This window comes from Frankia casuarinae (genome assembly GCF_000013345.1).
GTDB lineage: Bacteria > Actinomycetota > Actinomycetes > Frankiales > Frankiaceae > Frankia > Frankia casuarinae.
The window spans coordinates 2992293-3007520 of record NC_007777.1; the positions used below are offsets into that span (position 1 = coordinate 2992293).

The window sequence follows — 15228 nt, forward strand, 5'->3', positions numbered from 1 at the left end:
TGGGTGTCAGGCGGTTCTGCGGTGCTCGGTGTGGAGGATGACGAGGGCGGCTTTCACGACAAGTCCGATCTTCCAGGGGTCGATCGTGATGTTGTGGAGGAGTCGGAAGGTGCCTTTGAGCAGGGCGTTCGCGCGTTCACCGACGGCGCGTAGCGCGTTGTGGATCCGGTTGTGCGCTTTCTGTTCGTCGGTGAGGGTGCCGCCCTTGGGCTTCTTGTACGCGGTCGCGAGCGGCCCGGCCGGGTTGCCCAGCCCTTCGTAGCCGAGGTCGAACAGCACCTCGTGCAGGTCGGCGGTCCACTCGGCGAGAACCGGCAGCGCCCCGGAGGCTTTCAGGGCGGTCGAGTCGTGCTCGCGGCCGGGCCGCACGTCGGAGACCCACAGTGGCCAGCCGTCGTCCGGGGCGGAGAGCACCTGGATGTTGCCACCGTGGTTGGAGATCGTGCCGGACCACCACAGGTCCACGCCTTCGGTCGGGCCGGGCATGCGTAGCCGGTCGGTCTCGATGACCGTGCCGTCAACGATGAGATGCTCGTAGCCGGCGACCCTGGCCCGCATCAGCGCTTCACGCAGGTCCGGGGCCTGCCAGGCGAGCACGGCGACTCCCTCGTGCAGGTAGCGGTAGCCCACCGACCGGGACACCCCATGATCGGAGAAGAGCCGCCTGGCCCTGGTGCCGTCACAGAACCAGCGCAGGACCATCACGGCCTGTTCCAACGCGGACAGCGTCCGGGTGCCCTTGCGGGTACCACGACGTTGACGCTCCGCCACGAGAAGACCCGCCAGACGGAAAACGGTGTGATCGCCGAACGGCAGCTCGGCGGTGTATGTGAAACTCATCGAGGCGTGGGGTTCCTTCGGAGTTGCTCTTTGGTCGGAACAACTTCCTACCGGAGCCCCGCGCCTTCATCGTCTCCACCCCCAGGGACGCTCACACCCAGCGACGCTCACGGAGCGTCACCAAACGTTGCAGGGAAAGGCTCAATCTCAAAGGACAACCGAAGCAGGGGCGCAAAGTTCAGGCCGGTGAGGTCGCCGAAATGCGCCCGCGTGAGCACACTGAGCCTTTTCAATCTCTGTTTGTCTGATTCTTTCGGCCGTTGAGGATCACCAATTGACGAATTGAACGGGCACTGGTTCCGGTCGTTCCGTCATCTGGCGGCGGCGATAGTTGTTCGGGCGGTGGCCGGAGGGGTGCCGTAAATAGAGAAGTCCCCGGTAGATCACAGGGTGTCTACCCCACTGTGCCCTTGACCGAGGACTTCCGTTGCTAACCTACCCTGGTGTCGTCGACCTGCCCGAGTCGACCCTGACCTTCCTCGCGGGGCTGCTGGCCGAGGACCGCGCCCAGCGTCGGACCTGGCGCAAGCTGCCCCCACCCGAGCAGGCACTCCTGGTGCTCGTCCACCTCCGCAAGGGTGAACGCTACGAGCAGCTCGCCGAGGGCTTCCAGGTCAGTGTCGGCACCGTCCACAACTACATCCGCGAAGCCGTCCGCCTGCTCGCCACTCACGGCCGGACCCTGCTCGCCGCGGTCTGGATCTTCGCGTGGACCCAGAGCAACTTCCTCATCCTCGACGGCACCGTCGTGCGTACCAACCGTGTCCGCGCGCACAACAAGCTGTACTACTCGGGCAAGCACAAGTACCACGGCATCAACCTGCAGGGCCTCACCGACCCCTACGGCCGGCTGATCTGGATCTCCGAAGGGCTTCCCGGCTCCGTCCATGACCTCACCGCGGCCCGGATGCACGACATTCTCGATCTGATCGACCGCTCGGAGCTCTACCTCTACGCGGACAAGGGCTACGTCGGCGGCGAGGGCGACCGCCTCCTCGTCCCGATCAAGAAACCCAAGAACAACGACCTCCCCGACCGTGACAAGGAGGCCAACCGGACCCACGCCACCACCCGCTCACAAGGCGAACGAGGATTCGCGGTCCTCAAGAACTGGCACATATTCGACCGTTTCCGTGGCTGCCCACGCCGCGTCGGCACCTTCGCCCAGGCCGCCCTCGTCCTCGCCACCGAGGGCCTTTAGGAAAACCAACTTTGAAATGGCTCACTGTCAAAGATCATAATCTTGTTATGAGCTTTCTCGGGGCCGATTTTAGGCTCCACAGAGCTAAACCACGACCGCGAACCTGGCAGAGTTTTAGGTGGTTCGCCTATTGACGCCCCGCACCCGGCCTACGTCCCGGACGGAACCGCCCGGATAACCCCGGCGATCTTGGCCCACTTGTCGGCGCTCAAGGTGGGGGCGCGCTGGAGCTGGAGGCGCACCCATTCGGCCGCTGTCACCACGTGCTCCGGCCGCTTTATTCGTAAGGGCGGTGGTCGGCTCCGTACTGCATTTCCAGCAGCTGTTGCGCGACGAGCCGCCTCAACCGCCCCTCCTGGCGAAATCGAAACTGACGCATCTCCACGCCGCTGACTTCTTGGGCGGCCTGCCGCGCGCCCGCCGGCGTGAGCCGCGCCGTCTTCGGATGCACCCGGAACAGCAGATGCACCTGGTTGTGCTCAGGCACCGCCTCATCCAGGCTGGCCGCCGCCTCCCGCACCACCGCCAGCACCGCCGTCGCCAACCCAAGGCTGGTGGCGGCATGCACCCGCCCGCGGACGATGCCGAGGCCGGTCAAGGCGGGAAGGTCCCGCAGTAGCGGCTCCAGGTCCAGGGGCGAGGCGGCCGACCGGACGGGGGCCAGCTCCTTCGTCAGCTGGTCCAGGGGGTCCGGGACAGCGCCCACCCGCGAGGCGTCAGCCATTGGCGCGCTCCAGTCTCAGCGATCTTGGTGCCGCCAGCCAGGGTGGCCGACGGCCTGATGCGATCGAGGCTGCAACACAAACCCCCTGGTTGTGGGCGTCAACCAACCACCAACCGTTTCAGAGCTGGTTGGCTCGCCTGCCAACCACCCGGCCAACCAACCACCTCACTCCCGTCAAGCAGCAGGCCGCGTCTCTCCGGGATACTGAGGTGCTGACATGGGGGAGGGTCGTCGGTTGCCACCAAGCGATGAGGAGGAGGCAGTCCCGTTCGCGGCTCCGCGCACGGGCGGCCTGGCCGTGCCTGCCGCCAATGAGCCGGGGCGGTCGCCCGTCCTCACACCGGCTCAGCGCGTCGGCGCCGCGATGCGACAGGCCCGCGAGGGGCGCGGTTTTTCATTGCGCTATATGGGGGACAAAATAGGGAGGCACCACAGCACGCTGTCGCCGAATGAACTCGGTAATACGATGGCGACCGATAAGACGCTTCAGCTCTACGAGGAAGCCCTGCATCTACCTTCAGGCTCCCTGGTGCAGGTAAAGAAGGAGTCTCTTTCGCGGGGGCAAGACATCACCGGGGAAAAAGTTGGGGAAGCGGCCGATAGCCAACCGCAAACCGGTGCCGAACAAAGCGAGCCTCTGCTGTCGCCAGCTGAAATTGCGTCTGATCGCACCTTGAAAGACTTCGGGCCGTCCAGGGTATATACCGTTCAAGGTGTGCTCCGCAGTTGGCAAGGGCGATTGTTCCTGGCCGCCGCCGCAACCGTCCTCGCATTCTGGGCCGTCGCTCGTTACGCGCCCACATTCTACCCATTGGCTAGCCCGGTTCCAGATGCGAGTGACGCCCAGGCACTTCATTGTTCGTAAGAGTTCGGTGATGGCGTGGGTGGGCGGGCCGAAGGCCCGGCCGGTGTTGCCGGTCGGGTGGTTTTCGGCTTGTGGGTGGGGTTAGGGCTCGGGCCCGTCGGGTGGGCCGTCCTGGGGTGGGTCGGTGCTGGGAGGGCTGCCGGTCTGGGTGGTGGTCTGCCAGGTGAGGAAGGGTTCGAGGGCGGGGCCGGCGGGTGCTTTCCCGCCGGCTGTGGCGCAGGCGTTCAGGTAGCCGGTCAGGAACGCGAGGGGTTCACGGCCGTTACGCTCCGCGGTGGCGACGATGGTCCAGACCCGGGCGGCGAGGTGCGCGGCCCACTCAGCGTGTGCGCCGTAGTAGTTCTTCCGCCCGACGACCGGGGTCCGTAGCGCTCTCTCGGCAGCATTGTTGTCAAGATCCAGGTCGGGGAAGTCCTGGTGGCGGGCCAGCCCGTCCCATTCCCGGTCCAGGGTCGCCAGGACCTTCTTCGCCGCCGGGTGCAGGCTGTGGATCGCCGCCTCCGCGCGCCGCGCCGTGTCGATCGCCCTCAGCGCGGCCTCGAACGCGCCGGCGGCCTCGCGGTAGCCGCCGGTTGTGGGCTGCTCGGCGGCGAGGGCGCGGTGAGCGAGGTAGAGCATCCCGATCCGGGCGACCCACTGGTCGGCCCAGTACCGCAGTTGGGGGTGGGCGTCCCCGGCCCGGATGAAGTACCGGCGGATGTGTGCCCAGCACCAGAGCGGGTCGACTCCGTCGACGCGGCCCAGGGACTGGTAGACGGTGTAGAAGTCCGACGAGACGACGAGGCGACATCCGTCGGACAGCGCCCCGGCGGCCCGGTCGATCCCGAAGTGCTTCTCGACCGGGGCAGCCGAGCGGGTCGGGTCCATCCGGAACACCACCGTGTCGGCGGCGACGAACACCCACAGCCACCAGCGGGTCCCGTCCTTGCCCTCGACCCGCTCGAACACCCGCCACGTCGTCTCGTCCGCGTGGACATGACCGGCGGCGGCGTTACGCGCCACGATCTGCTCATCGAGCCCGCCGAGCAGTCCATGCACGTCCTTCAACGCCCCACACAGAGTGCCCTCGGCAACACCGAGCCCGGCGGCGGCCAGCGCCCGAGCGATCCGGTGCAACGGCAGGCCCAGGACATACTTCTCGTAGAGAAGGCGGGCGAGGAACCCCGCGGTGAACCGGCCCTTGGGAATCGGTTTGGGTGGCACCGGCGCGGTCACTGTCCGCGGCCCCGGACATGTGCAGCACCGCCGATACCGCCGCCGCCGATGCACGATCCGGGTGATCACGACCTGCCAGTCGACCTGTTCGCTGTCGTCGGTCCCCAACGGCGTGAACGCCACCCCACACCCGGGGCAGGCACGGTCGACCTCGGGCACATCATGGATCTCCTCGCGGGTCTGCAGATGCGAGTAGTCCCGCCGGCCATGCCCCCGGCTCCCCGGCCGCTGCCCGCGTTGACGCGCCGGCCGGCCGGCATCCCCACCGCCCGAATCCTGCCGATCTTCTGGTTTCTCATCCACAGCCGACGACGGGCCGGTCTTCTCCGAGGAACGACCGAACAGCATCCGGGACAGCACCGCGACCTGCTCGCTCAACTCCTCGACCCGCAGCTGCAGCTGCCCGACACGGGCCTCGGCTTTCTCCGCACACTCCTCGGCCCGCTCGGCACGCCCACGCCAGTACGCCACCTCGGTGACATCATCGGTGACAGACAGAACAGACACACCACCCAGGACACATCACCAGCGTCCTCGGTATCAGGAACTACACCCGACGTATCACGAAGAGCCCACAACCCCCCACCAGCATCCCGCGGACACTCCGCCCGACTCCCGCCACAGCCACGACACCGCCACACGGCGGAACCAGCCCCTCCACGCCATCGCCGAATACTTACCATTGTTCCGACGATGCTCGGACAGCCGCAACCATCAATACCGAGTTTTCAGACGGCAGGTTTGCGCTCGACTTTCGCGGTTTTCTTGATCTCCAATTTTATGGTTGACGTCGCGTGAGACGTGTTCTGTGCGTGTTTGGTGTGCTGGTTCGTGGTGGGGTGTTTGAGCTGGTTTGCGGTCTCGGGTCGATGTCTGTTTTGTCTGGTTCCCGGGCTGTGGGGCCGGGATGGGGGCTGGTCAGGCCGCGAGGGCGCTGTCGGTGGTGGCCCAGGCGAGGCGGAGGGTGTGGATTTCCGCGTCGGTCGGGTTCGCGGGCCGTGTGGGCTGATATTGGGTGGTGATCAGGACGCGGCGGAGCTTGACGGCGAGGTCGGCGGTGCAGGGGCGGGTCTTGGTGGTGTACCAGGGGGTGCGGGCGCGGTGGTCGGCGGCGTCGCCGTGGTGGTGGCCGGTGGTGAGGTACCAGGCGAAGGCGAGGGTCTGGCAGGCCAGGCCGAACGGGACGGTGCGTTCGACGGCGGCGGTGAGTCGGTTGCGGGCCTGGCCGACCCCGAAGATCTGCTTCGCGTCCGCGATCGCGACCTCGATCGACCAGCGGGCCGCATAGCGGGCGACGAGCTCGGCGGGCCTGGTCAGGGTGTCGGTCGTGACGAGCGCGAGGTCGTAGGTCCCGGGCCGGTCGGTGTCGCGGACGAGGACGACGGTGACGGGGCGGGGGCCGAACACTCCGTACCACAGGCAGCGGATGACCGCCGTGTGCACGGTCCCGGCGCGGCCGTAGCGGGTCACGGCCGTCGGGCGGAACGTCGCGGCCGCGGCGAGCTGGGCGAGGGAGGGCAACCGGTCGCCCTTGAGTCGGGGCCGGCCACGTCTCCCGGTGCGGGGTGGGGCGGGGGCGAACAGGGCGGCGTCGCGGCGGAGCCGGGTCGTCCAGGTCACCGAGGCCGGCAGTCCCCTGAGCTCGTCGCCGGCGTAGGCGGCATCCGCGACGACGTGGACCCGGCGGGCGGGGAACGCCCCGGCCAGCTGTTCGACCGCGCGGGCGGCCAGCCAGAGCCGCGAGGCCGAGACGGTGTCCTTGCGGACCAGGCGGGCCAGGACCGGCAGGCAGACCGGCCGGCCGAGCAGCGGCGCCGGCACGACGAGGCCGACGATCACCCAGTTGTTGCCGAACCCGACCTGGTCTGGCCCCTTCGCGGATCCGTCGTGGAACCAGCCCACCGCCCACACCTTCTTCCCCGCCCGGTGGAACAGGGTGTCATCGACGACGACGTGCAGCGGCCCGGCCGGGACGAGGCGGTCGACGACGAGCCGGGCGAGCGCCAGGCCGACCTTCTCCGGCGACCAGACCGCCCGCGCGAAAAACCGGTGCGCCCGGTCGTGCGGCCACAGCGTGGACAGGCCCGCGCCGACGAGCATCCCGCACACCGTGCGCCGCCCGCCGGTGGCGAGCATCCCCACGACGAGCGCCCGGAACGTCCGGAACGACGGCGCGGTGAAACACGGCCGGAAACCCTCCAGCAGCACCGCCAGAGAAACCGGTATCGTCACGTCCGGGAGCATCGGCGTCCAACTTTCGGGTTGGTACAGGAAACGCTGATGCTCCCGCCACCAGCCCCTCGCGCTGGCCTTCCACCCCTCCGCCACGCACCGCGATACCACCGGCAGGCACCAGGGAATCATCCACCCGAAAGCAATCGGGAAAATTATCCAGCCGTTGCCAGACACTGATCTGGATCAAGAAAACTGCGAAACTCTAGCTGGAAGCGAAGCTACGCGGCTGGCTGGCCGGAGATTCAGCCGAGGCTCCCCTGGTGGCAGAAGTCCTATTGGAAGTTCTGAGCGAAGCGCGAACGCTCCTACACACCAATTACGTACTCAAAGTCGGCGCGGCAGATCAATCCTGAATTTAATTCGGCCCAGCGAGGTTAGGCGCCGATCTGGATTGGATATTGGACTATATGGATGGTCGCTATACCCGACATGCATGGCGCCCCCCATGATGTGCCGCTCACCGTTGCCGTAGGCGTCCCGGGCCGGGTTGAGGTCACTCCCCGGTCCGGGTCGTCACCACGGCCAGCGAGGGAGCGCGGATGCCCGGGACGGTGTACGGCTACATCAGGACGGAAGACGACGACGAAGCCGAGGTAGACCGCCTGCATGATCGGCTCGGTTCCCACGCCGCCGCCGGGGCCAGGCCCTCGCCGATGTGTTCGTGGACCGGAACATGCCGCCGGGCCAGCTCATCCGCCCCGGCCTCACGCTGCTACTGGATGCGGTCCGGCGCGCGGACGGTGCCATCGTCATCGTTCCCGACCTCTATCACCTCTCCTCGCTCATTGCTGCACGGCGCGCAATCGAAGCAGAAATCAGTGAGGCCGGTGCGCGGCTGATTGCGACCGCGGCCGCCGGCGACGACGTCGGGGCTCAGCCGTCGTGACGGCCCCGGCGACCTCGACGAGCGCACGCCCACGCCTGGCGCGCTCGTCCACGGTCCGGCAGTTCGAGGCCACGGCCAAGACGGTGAGCGCGGCCCGCCAGCACACCACGGCGACGTTGGCTGCCTGGGGATTGGCCGCAGTTGCGGATACGGCGGAACTGCTGGCCTCGGAGCTCGTGACCAACGCGTGCCGGGCGTCGGCAGGCCGGAGCGGCGTGATCGCCATGCGCCTGACCCGCACGGACGCCGATTTGGTCATTGAGGTCTGGGATGCCAACCAGACCGCGCCGGTGCGGCGAAAGCCTGGAGACGACGCCGAAGGTGGGCGCGGGCTTTTGCTGGTGGACGCCCTGAGCGCCCGGTGGGCGTACTACCGCCCCCGCTCCGGCGGCAAGGTGGTCTGGTGCAGCCTGCCTCTGGCGGCCCCGGCCCACGTCCTCCCCGAGGACGCCGAACCGCTACCCCACCGTCCGGCCTCATCCGGCCCCGCCCAGCCCGCCGAGGTCTTCACGGACCTGGTGGTGCTCCGGCGGGTGGCTGACGGCCTCCGCGCGCTGGACTGGGACCTCCCGCCGGGTGAAGACGCGCGGCCGTGACCGCACCCGGCCGCCGCCACCTCTGGTCTGGGTGCGCTCGGGGCCGGAGGATGGAGGGGACGGCAGCCGATCATCAAAGGAGTGCCATGCCCTCGCGCGACACCGCCGTTTCGCTCCGCACCTTCGACGGCCTGCACCTGGCCGGAACCCTCGTGACGCCGGAGGCGACGTACGAACGGGCCGCGGTTCTGGTCCACGGCGGCGGGGTAACCCGGGAAGAGGGCGGCTTCTTCACGCGCTTGGCCGCCGGGCTGGCGGAGGCGGGAGTGGCCTCGCTGCGCTTTGACCTCCGGGGCCACGGGGAGAGCGAAGGCCGCCAGGAGGAGACGACGCTGACGGCGCACCTCAACGACATCGCGGTGGCGCTGGCGCGGGTGCGGGAGGACACCGGGGCGCAGGTCATCCACCTGCTTGGCACCAGCTTCGGCGGCGGCTTGACCGCCTACTACGCAGCCAAGCGGCCGGAGGAGCTGGCCCGGCTGGTGCTCCTGAACCCTCAGCTGGATTACAAGAACCGGTACGTGGACCAGAAGCCGTACTGGCACGGCGACTTCTTGGACGACGAAGCCGCCGCCCGACTGACCAAGGACGGCTTCATCCACCACTCCCCGACGGTCCGGCACGGCCGGGCGATGCTCGCGGAGGTGTTCTGGATCAGGCCGATTCAGGTGGTTGCCGAAATCGCCGCGCCCACCCTGATCGTCCACGGCACCAAGGACACCTTCATTTCGGTGGACGCCTCCCGGGCGGCGGCACCCCGGTTCCAGGCGGAACACCAGCTCGTGGAGATCGAGGGCGCGCAACACGGCTTCGCCGTCCACGAGGACCCCACCTACGTCGACCCCCAAAGCCAGGAGTGGCAGGCCTTCGTCATCCGCACGGTGGCGGACTGGCTCACGGCGGGTTAGACCAGCAGGGCGGCGCGCAGCTGGCGGGGACCGGGCCGGGTCTGCCAGGGCGTCAATATCTGGGCGGCCCGCGTCAACTCCCGGGTGGTGCGGCTGGAGCCGGTGGCCGTCGCCAGCCGCAGGGCGGTCAGGCCTTCCTCGGCGGCGGCGTCAGGCTCGCCGCCTAACGCATGAGCGACAGCCCGGCGTGCCCGGTAGTAGCCCTCGTCCCGGCGGGACAGCGCGCCGGTTGCCAGGACTTCGCCGTAGAGGGCCGCGGCCCGGCCCGGCTTTCCCGCCTCGATGTAGCAGGTGGCCGACCGCAACAACCAGGTTCCTTCGTCGTACCCGGCCCCCAGGGAATCCGGGTCGTCGTCGGCCGCCCCCAGCAGCGCGCGAGCTTCGTCAAGCTTCTGCTCCACGACGCCGATGGGGTCGCCGGTCATCGCCAGACCGCGTGCCTCCTGCTGCGTGACCTCTGCCTGAACCCGGGGCGGCAGGTTCCACGGCCCGTAGCGCGCCGCCTGGGCGAGGGTAAGCACCCGCGTCGCGTCACGGTCCTCATAGGCGGACTGGGACTTACGAAGCAGGATGTAGCCCTGCATTGGCAGGTCCCCGGCCTCCTGCGCCCACTCCATCGCCCGGTCGTACCAGTAGGCCGCCGACGTAGCGTCGTGCAAGTCGCGGTAGAGCCAGCCCGCGAACTCTGCCCCGTCTGCCCCGACGCTGAGGAGAGCGCGCCGCACCTGGGGGCGGACATCCCGGGCGCGGGACTGGATGGCATCGAGGACGCCCAACACCAGGGGCAGCGCCCGGAGCGGCCCCATCTGGCCGTCGTTGGCCTTGCACCGGGTGAACTGCTGGCCGAAGTAGCCCACCACCGTCTCATCCAGGTAGCGGCCCGCGTCCTGCATCGCGGCGGCCAAGTGCTGCATTTCCTCTAGGCTCGCCAGTGGGACGACGTGGGCCGACCCGGGCGCGGCCCGCTCCCCCCGGGGCATCGGCACCTGGGGCGCGCCCGCCTCGCCAGAGTCCGAAGCCAGCTCCGCGACCAGATCAGTGAGGCCGTGGGAGTGCGCGGCGGCGCGGTCAATGGGAAGCGCCACCTGTTGCCCGCCGACGATGACCGGCACGGTGAGCGCCGGCGCCTGGCTCCCTCCGGTGGCCCGGGTGCGCGGCTCCCCGGGACGGTCGAACCAGAGCAGTTCCCCCGGGATGCCGAGGATTTGGCTGTAGCGAATCAGCTTGGTCAGCTCTTCGGGGGCGCGGCCGTTCTCTATCCGGCTGAGCTGCGCCTGTGTCAGGCCCAGCCACCCGCCCACCAGCTCCTGAGTGGGCGTTCTGCACGCTTTCGTCGGGCCTCAGCTTGAGTTGATCTCTGGGGTGGCCGGTGGGTCGGGCTGGGGCAGGACGAACAGGCCGGGATCGGGCTCGGTGAGAACACCCCGCTCTACCAGCCGTTTCAGCCGGGCCCGCATGCTCTCGACATGCCGGGGCTCGGTGCCGCCACCCAGCGCCCGGCACACGTCCTTGGCGTGCAGCCCGTTCCCGCCCCGGGTGAACACGGCCAGCACCTCCCGATACCCCGGCGGCAGCGGCTCGGCCGGTGCGGCGTCGTTCTCGGCGGCCAGGTCCAGCACCGTCTCCCGGGTGATCTCCAACCGTTCCAGGGCACGTTCAGCGGCGGCGAGCTGCCCGGTGAGCCGGGCGATCTCCTCCCGCAGCTTTTCGACGGCCCGCCCGGCGCGGGCCCGCCGAGCCTCGATCTGTTCCAGCACCTCCCGCACCGGCACTCCGCTCGTCATTCCCGACACTCCCGCCGGTCAGACCGGCGGGTCACGCCAGGTCGGGGTGGCCGCCCCGGTCAGCCGGCGGGCCATCACCTCCACCATCGACCAGTGGATCATCGCTACCGCGCTGGCCGGTTTCGCCTCGTAGTCCCGGGCCAGCCGCCGGTGCAGCATCAACGTGCCCAGGGTCTGCTCAACCCGCCACCGCTTCGGGAGCGGGGTGAACCCCCGCGCTCCCGGCTCGCGTCCGACGACCTCGACATCGATGCCCAGACCGGCGCCGTGCTCGACGACGGTGGTCTTGAACCCGGCGTCCACCCACGCCTTGCGCACCGGCGGGGCGGCGGCGGCGACCCGGTCCAGCAGGGCGGTGCCGATGGTGTTGTCGTGCACGCTGGCCGCGACCACGACCACGGCGATGAGCAGTCCCAACGTGTCGACGGCGATCCCGCGTTTACGGCCCGGGCTTTTCTTTCCCGGGTCCAGGCCGGTCGTGCCCTTCGGGGCGTTGGTGGAGGACCGGACGGTCTGGGAGTCCAGCACGACCGCGCTCGGGTCGGCTTTCCTGCGGTGGTGCTCACGGACCAGCCAGCGCAGCAGGTCGTGGATCGTCTCGGTGGTGCCGTCGTCGCGCCACTGGCCGAAGTAGTAGTACACCGCGGACGTCGGGGGCAGGTCGTGGGGCAGGTAGCGCCACTGGCAGCCGGTCCGGGCCTGGTAGAGGACCGCGTTCACGATCTCCCGCATGTCGTAGCCACCCTCGTGCCCGCTAGCCGAGGGATGCCGGGCCTTCCACGCGGTGAGGACCGGGCGGATCAGGTCCCACGCCTCATCGGACAGGTCACTGGGGTACGGCTTGCGTTCTGCCATGTCTTCCAGCAGAACGCGCCAGCCGGCGAACGCAAGACGATCAACTCCGCACCCCAGAGATCAACTCAAGCTGAGACCCGGCGAAAGCGTGCAGAACGCCCACTGAGAGATGGGTTGGGCATGGTGGGGATGGGTCCGGTAGGCAAAGATCACCCGGCCCATGTGCCACGTCGCCAGGGCGTCGCTCATCTGATCCAGCGCCCAGAACTCCGGGGGCACCTCGGGCGGGCGGACCCGGGCGTCGATGACGGCGCGCTGGCAGGTGCCGCACATGGGCTGCGGGTTGTCGGCGGCCAGGCGGCGTTTGCACCGGGCGCAGTGCCGTAGGTCAGGCGTGGTCGTCATGCCTGGCCATCCCCCGTTCCGTAACCGTTTGGGCACGATCCGGACCCGACCGTAACACCCTCCGGCGCAGTGTCTATGCGTCTCGCGTATGCCCGGCACGAACCACAGGCGTGGTCCTCCACGATCCCCGGCCGGACCCTGAGGACATCTCAATCCCCGTCCCCAGGGTGCGAAAGGGGGATGCCGTGACCCTCACGGTTGCCGTCCCGGTCTTCGGACCTCCGGCCGCTGGCAAGACCACGCTGACGGCGCGGCTCAGCAAGGCCCCGGCCACCGCCGTGTTCCGCCTGCGTGAGCACGTCCCCACCACGATCTTGGCGGCCACGGCCACCAGCGCGGAACGCCTGGGCTGGATTGACGACTTCACCGTGATTGCCACCCTCCGGGCCTACCTGGAGGACTTGGTCACGGCCGGGGGCACGGGGACAGTCATCTTCGACAACTTCCCCGGCAATGCCGCCCAGGTCCGGCACTTCTTGGCGGCGCTCCGGCAGACGGCCCCCGGCTGCGCCGTCGTCGCCGTGGAGCTGACGGTGAACGTCACCACGCTGTACCGGCGGGCCTATCACCGCCGGGTCTGCCACCGCTGCGAGCGCGACCCCATCCGTGACCCCCGCCTCCCCGCCGAGGCCCGCGCCGACGACCCCCAGCGCTGCGCGCGGTGCGGCGGCATCCTCCACCCCCGCCGCGGGGACGCGCCCCGGCTCCTCCGCGCCCGGCTACAGCGGTACCGCCAGACCGCTGACGGGATCAAGGAGGCGTTCGCGGGTGGCGGCGTCACCGTTCACGCGCTCGACAGCGGCACCACCCCCGAGGACACCGCCCAGGCCGTTACCGCCCTCCTCACCGCCAGGAGCAGCCCCGCATGACCACCTTCCTTGATCTTCCCCACCTGCGCCCGAGGGACGACTATGGCCACGCCCGGATGCCGCGCCGGGCTGACGCACCTGCCCCGGAACACATTGACCGGATCGCCTACGGCCGGTTCCGGAATGTGTACCTCTACATCACCGAGGCCTGTCAACTGCGCTGTGAACACTGCTACATGGGCGAACGACTGGAGCGCGCCTTGAAGATGCCGTTGCCCCAGATCACGGAGACGCTGCGGACCTGGCGACGGATGGGCGGCAGCAAGCTGACCATCCTGGGCGGGGAGCCGACGCTTCACCCCAACTACATCGAGGCCATCCGGCTCGGGCGGCAGCTGGGGTACGAGGACGTCATCACCACCACGAACGCCCAGAAGCCCGCGGCACGGAAGTTCCGCCAGCTGGAACCGGCGGACTTCGCCTACGTCCAGGTCAGCCTCGACGGCGGGAGCGCCGCCACCCACGACCAGGTACGCGGCGAGGGCACCTTTGACGTGGCTCTGGAGACGACGGCGGAGCTGGCCGGACGCGGCTTCGACACCCGGATCATCTGCACCGTCAACCGGGCCAACCGGGGCGACGCCCTGAAGCTGTTGGACCTGGCCGACGAGATCGGCGTGTCCCTCGTGAAGTTCCACGTCTTCTCCACCATCGGCACCGGCCACGGCAACGCCGACATGGCGATGGGTCCATCAGCCTGGGTGACGTACTGCGACGTCATCAACCAGGTGGCCCCGGCCTACAAAACCCGGGTCTGGTACCAGCCCACCTACGCCCGGCGAAACCAGATGAGCCGCTATGCGGCGGAGGGATACCAGGGGTGCATCGGCCGGACGCTGGACCGCATTTCGATCTTTCCCGACGGGCGCTGCTACGTCTGTTCGTACCTGTTCGACACGGACCTCAACTTCGCCCGGATGCAGGACGGGCAGGTGGTGTTGAACCGCGAGGCCAACGAGTTCGACCTGTTCACCCAACCGCTGATGACGAGCGCGTGCGGCGGGTGCAAGGCCTCCGCCTGCCAGGGCGGTTGCCCCGCCGAGGAAGTCGTCATGGGCGGCTCCTCCTGCGCCGCGGAGCCGGACATCGTGCCGGTGTGCCGGTTGTGGAAGTCGTCCGCCAAGCCCGAGGACTGAGGGAGACACCCTGATGAATGAGATCATCAAGCCCCTCCGGGGACTGGACTGGGACGACCTCGACGCCGTGGAGAGCGGCACCCGCAAGGCGCTGGCGCAGGTGGCGGAGGACCCGGAGGCGGTGAGGGAAGCCCTGCTCCGCCTGCCGACGCGGCCGGAACTGCTGGCCCTGTGCGAGCACTACGACATCCTGGACAAAATCGTGCTGTACCAGGATGACGCTGGTGTCCGGGTCCGGCTGCACGTCTTCCTCCCCGGCTACTTCGACCGGCCTCACAACCACCGCTGGAGTTACGCCAGCCTGGTGCTGCGCGGGGAGTACCGCCACCACCTCTTCGGCAATGTGGACGTGGACGACTCCCCGGCCCCGGACGCGCTGAAGGCGCTGGTGGTGCGGCCGGAACCGGTGGGCAGCAGCTACGCCCTGCATCACTCGATGGTGCGCGCCGTGGTGGCGGAGCCGTTCACGGTGTCGCTGGTGATCCGCGGCCCGGCCGTCAAAGATCGCTTCCTGGTCATGGACCGGAAGACTGGGGAGCGCTGGTGGCAGTTCGGCGCCGCCCAGGAAACGGCCGCCGAGGCCGCCCGCAAACGCCTGACGCGGGACCGCCTGGACGAGCTGACCACTTCACTCCGGGAGTGGGACCTGTTTTAGACCGCCCCGCCGCCCCATGCCTGGCCGCTGCCGGTGCCGAGGCGCGGCCGACGCCCCCGCATCCAAAGGAGGTGCCGCCCATCAGCGACTAATCACCCGCCGCCGTAGACCGAC

General features: G+C 68.9%; 16 protein-coding genes. 8 read left to right on the plus strand and 8 right to left on the minus strand.

Going from position 1 to position 15228, the window contains the following annotated elements:
- Window positions 1-6 precede the first annotated feature (6 nt).
- Entirely contained in the window at window positions 7-840 is an 834-nt protein-coding gene (locus tag FRANCCI3_RS12720) for an IS5-like element ISFsp7 family transposase (protein WP_011435569.1), read from the minus strand.
- A gap of 427 nt (window positions 841-1267) precedes the next feature.
- Between FRANCCI3_RS12720 and FRANCCI3_RS12725 the strand changes: the two genes are divergently transcribed.
- Entirely contained in the window at window positions 1268-2041 is a 774-nt protein-coding gene (locus FRANCCI3_RS12725) for an IS5/IS1182 family transposase (protein ID WP_011434618.1), read from the plus strand.
- 277 nt (window positions 2042-2318) lie between these two features.
- Here FRANCCI3_RS12725 and FRANCCI3_RS12730 read toward each other — a convergent pair whose 3' ends face one another.
- Window positions 2319-2765, minus strand: a complete 447-nt coding sequence (locus tag FRANCCI3_RS12730; RefSeq protein WP_011436937.1) for a hypothetical protein — start codon at window positions 2763-2765, stop codon at window positions 2319-2321.
- A gap of 235 nt (window positions 2766-3000) precedes the next feature.
- Between FRANCCI3_RS12730 and FRANCCI3_RS26225 the strand changes: the two genes are divergently transcribed.
- Window positions 3001-3630: a helix-turn-helix domain-containing protein gene (locus FRANCCI3_RS26225; RefSeq protein ID WP_133057163.1), complete on the plus strand. Its 630-nt coding sequence runs from the start codon at window positions 3001-3003 to the stop codon at window positions 3628-3630.
- An 81-nt stretch (window positions 3631-3711) separates the two neighbouring features.
- On the opposite strand, the gene FRANCCI3_RS12735 is transcribed toward FRANCCI3_RS26225, so the two are convergent.
- Window positions 3712-5352, minus strand: coding sequence for an IS66 family transposase (locus FRANCCI3_RS12735; protein ID WP_011436484.1), 1641 nt, complete (start codon window positions 5350-5352; stop codon window positions 3712-3714).
- Window positions 5353-5763: 411 nt separating this feature from the next.
- Window positions 5764-7077, minus strand: a complete 1314-nt coding sequence (locus FRANCCI3_RS12740) for an IS701 family transposase (RefSeq protein ID WP_237704540.1) — start codon at window positions 7075-7077, stop codon at window positions 5764-5766.
- A 664-nt stretch (window positions 7078-7741) separates the two neighbouring features.
- Between FRANCCI3_RS12740 and FRANCCI3_RS28115 the strand changes: the two genes are divergently transcribed.
- The 3 genes from FRANCCI3_RS28115 (at window position 7742) to FRANCCI3_RS12755 (ending at window position 9470) form a co-directional block, all read left to right on the plus strand.
- Window positions 7742-7966, plus strand: coding sequence for a recombinase family protein (locus tag FRANCCI3_RS28115; protein ID WP_232235282.1), 225 nt, complete (start codon window positions 7742-7744; stop codon window positions 7964-7966).
- The gene (locus tag FRANCCI3_RS12750) at window positions 7963-8562 is read left to right on the plus strand and encodes an ATP-binding protein (RefSeq protein ID WP_011436938.1); all 600 of its coding nucleotides are present in this window, start codon (window positions 7963-7965) and stop codon (window positions 8560-8562) included. The genes FRANCCI3_RS28115 and FRANCCI3_RS12750 overlap by 4 nt, the downstream gene beginning before the upstream one ends.
- Window positions 8563-8648: 86 nt before the next feature.
- Window positions 8649-9470, plus strand: a complete 822-nt coding sequence (locus FRANCCI3_RS12755) for an alpha/beta hydrolase (protein WP_011436939.1) — start codon at window positions 8649-8651, stop codon at window positions 9468-9470.
- Here FRANCCI3_RS12755 and FRANCCI3_RS12760 read toward each other — a convergent pair.
- The 4 genes from FRANCCI3_RS12760 to FRANCCI3_RS12775 are packed head-to-tail and all read right to left on the minus strand — an operon-like array spanning window position 9467 to window position 12454.
- Window positions 9467-10771: a helix-turn-helix domain-containing protein gene (locus FRANCCI3_RS12760; protein ID WP_011436940.1), complete on the minus strand. Its 1305-nt coding sequence runs from the start codon at window positions 10769-10771 to the stop codon at window positions 9467-9469. The two genes, FRANCCI3_RS12755 and FRANCCI3_RS12760, sit on opposite strands and share 4 nt — an antisense overlap.
- Before the next feature lie 39 nt (window positions 10772-10810).
- Window positions 10811-11254 (minus strand): hypothetical protein, encoded by a 444-nt coding sequence (locus FRANCCI3_RS12765; RefSeq protein WP_011436467.1) that lies wholly within the window; start codon window positions 11252-11254, stop codon window positions 10811-10813.
- An 18-nt stretch (window positions 11255-11272) separates the two neighbouring features.
- Window positions 11273-12109 carry an IS5 family transposase gene (locus FRANCCI3_RS12770; RefSeq protein ID WP_011435557.1) on the minus strand — a complete coding sequence of 279 codons (837 nt, stop codon included), beginning with the start codon at window positions 12107-12109 and terminating at the stop codon, window positions 11273-11275.
- Window positions 12110-12169: 60 nt separating this feature from the next.
- A complete protein-coding gene (locus FRANCCI3_RS12775) occupies window positions 12170-12454 on the minus strand; it encodes a hypothetical protein (protein WP_011436941.1) in 285 nt (94 codons plus the stop codon).
- Between the two features lie 185 nt (window positions 12455-12639).
- Between FRANCCI3_RS12775 and FRANCCI3_RS26975 the strand changes: the two genes are divergently transcribed.
- Genes FRANCCI3_RS26975 through FRANCCI3_RS12790 form a run of 3 tightly spaced genes read left to right on the plus strand, consistent with a single transcriptional unit; the run spans window position 12640 to window position 15114 of the window.
- Entirely contained in the window at window positions 12640-13323 is a 684-nt protein-coding gene (locus FRANCCI3_RS26975; RefSeq protein ID WP_011436942.1) for an AAA family ATPase, read from the plus strand.
- Complete coding sequence (locus FRANCCI3_RS12785) at window positions 13320-14459, plus strand: radical SAM protein (RefSeq protein ID WP_011436943.1); 1140 nt, start codon at window positions 13320-13322, stop codon at window positions 14457-14459. Before FRANCCI3_RS26975 ends, FRANCCI3_RS12785 begins: the two co-directional genes overlap by 4 nt.
- Window positions 14460-14472: 13 nt before the next feature.
- Window positions 14473-15114: a hypothetical protein gene (locus FRANCCI3_RS12790; protein ID WP_011436944.1), complete on the plus strand. Its 642-nt coding sequence runs from the start codon at window positions 14473-14475 to the stop codon at window positions 15112-15114.
- The last annotated feature ends 114 nt before the right edge of the window (window positions 15115-15228 follow it).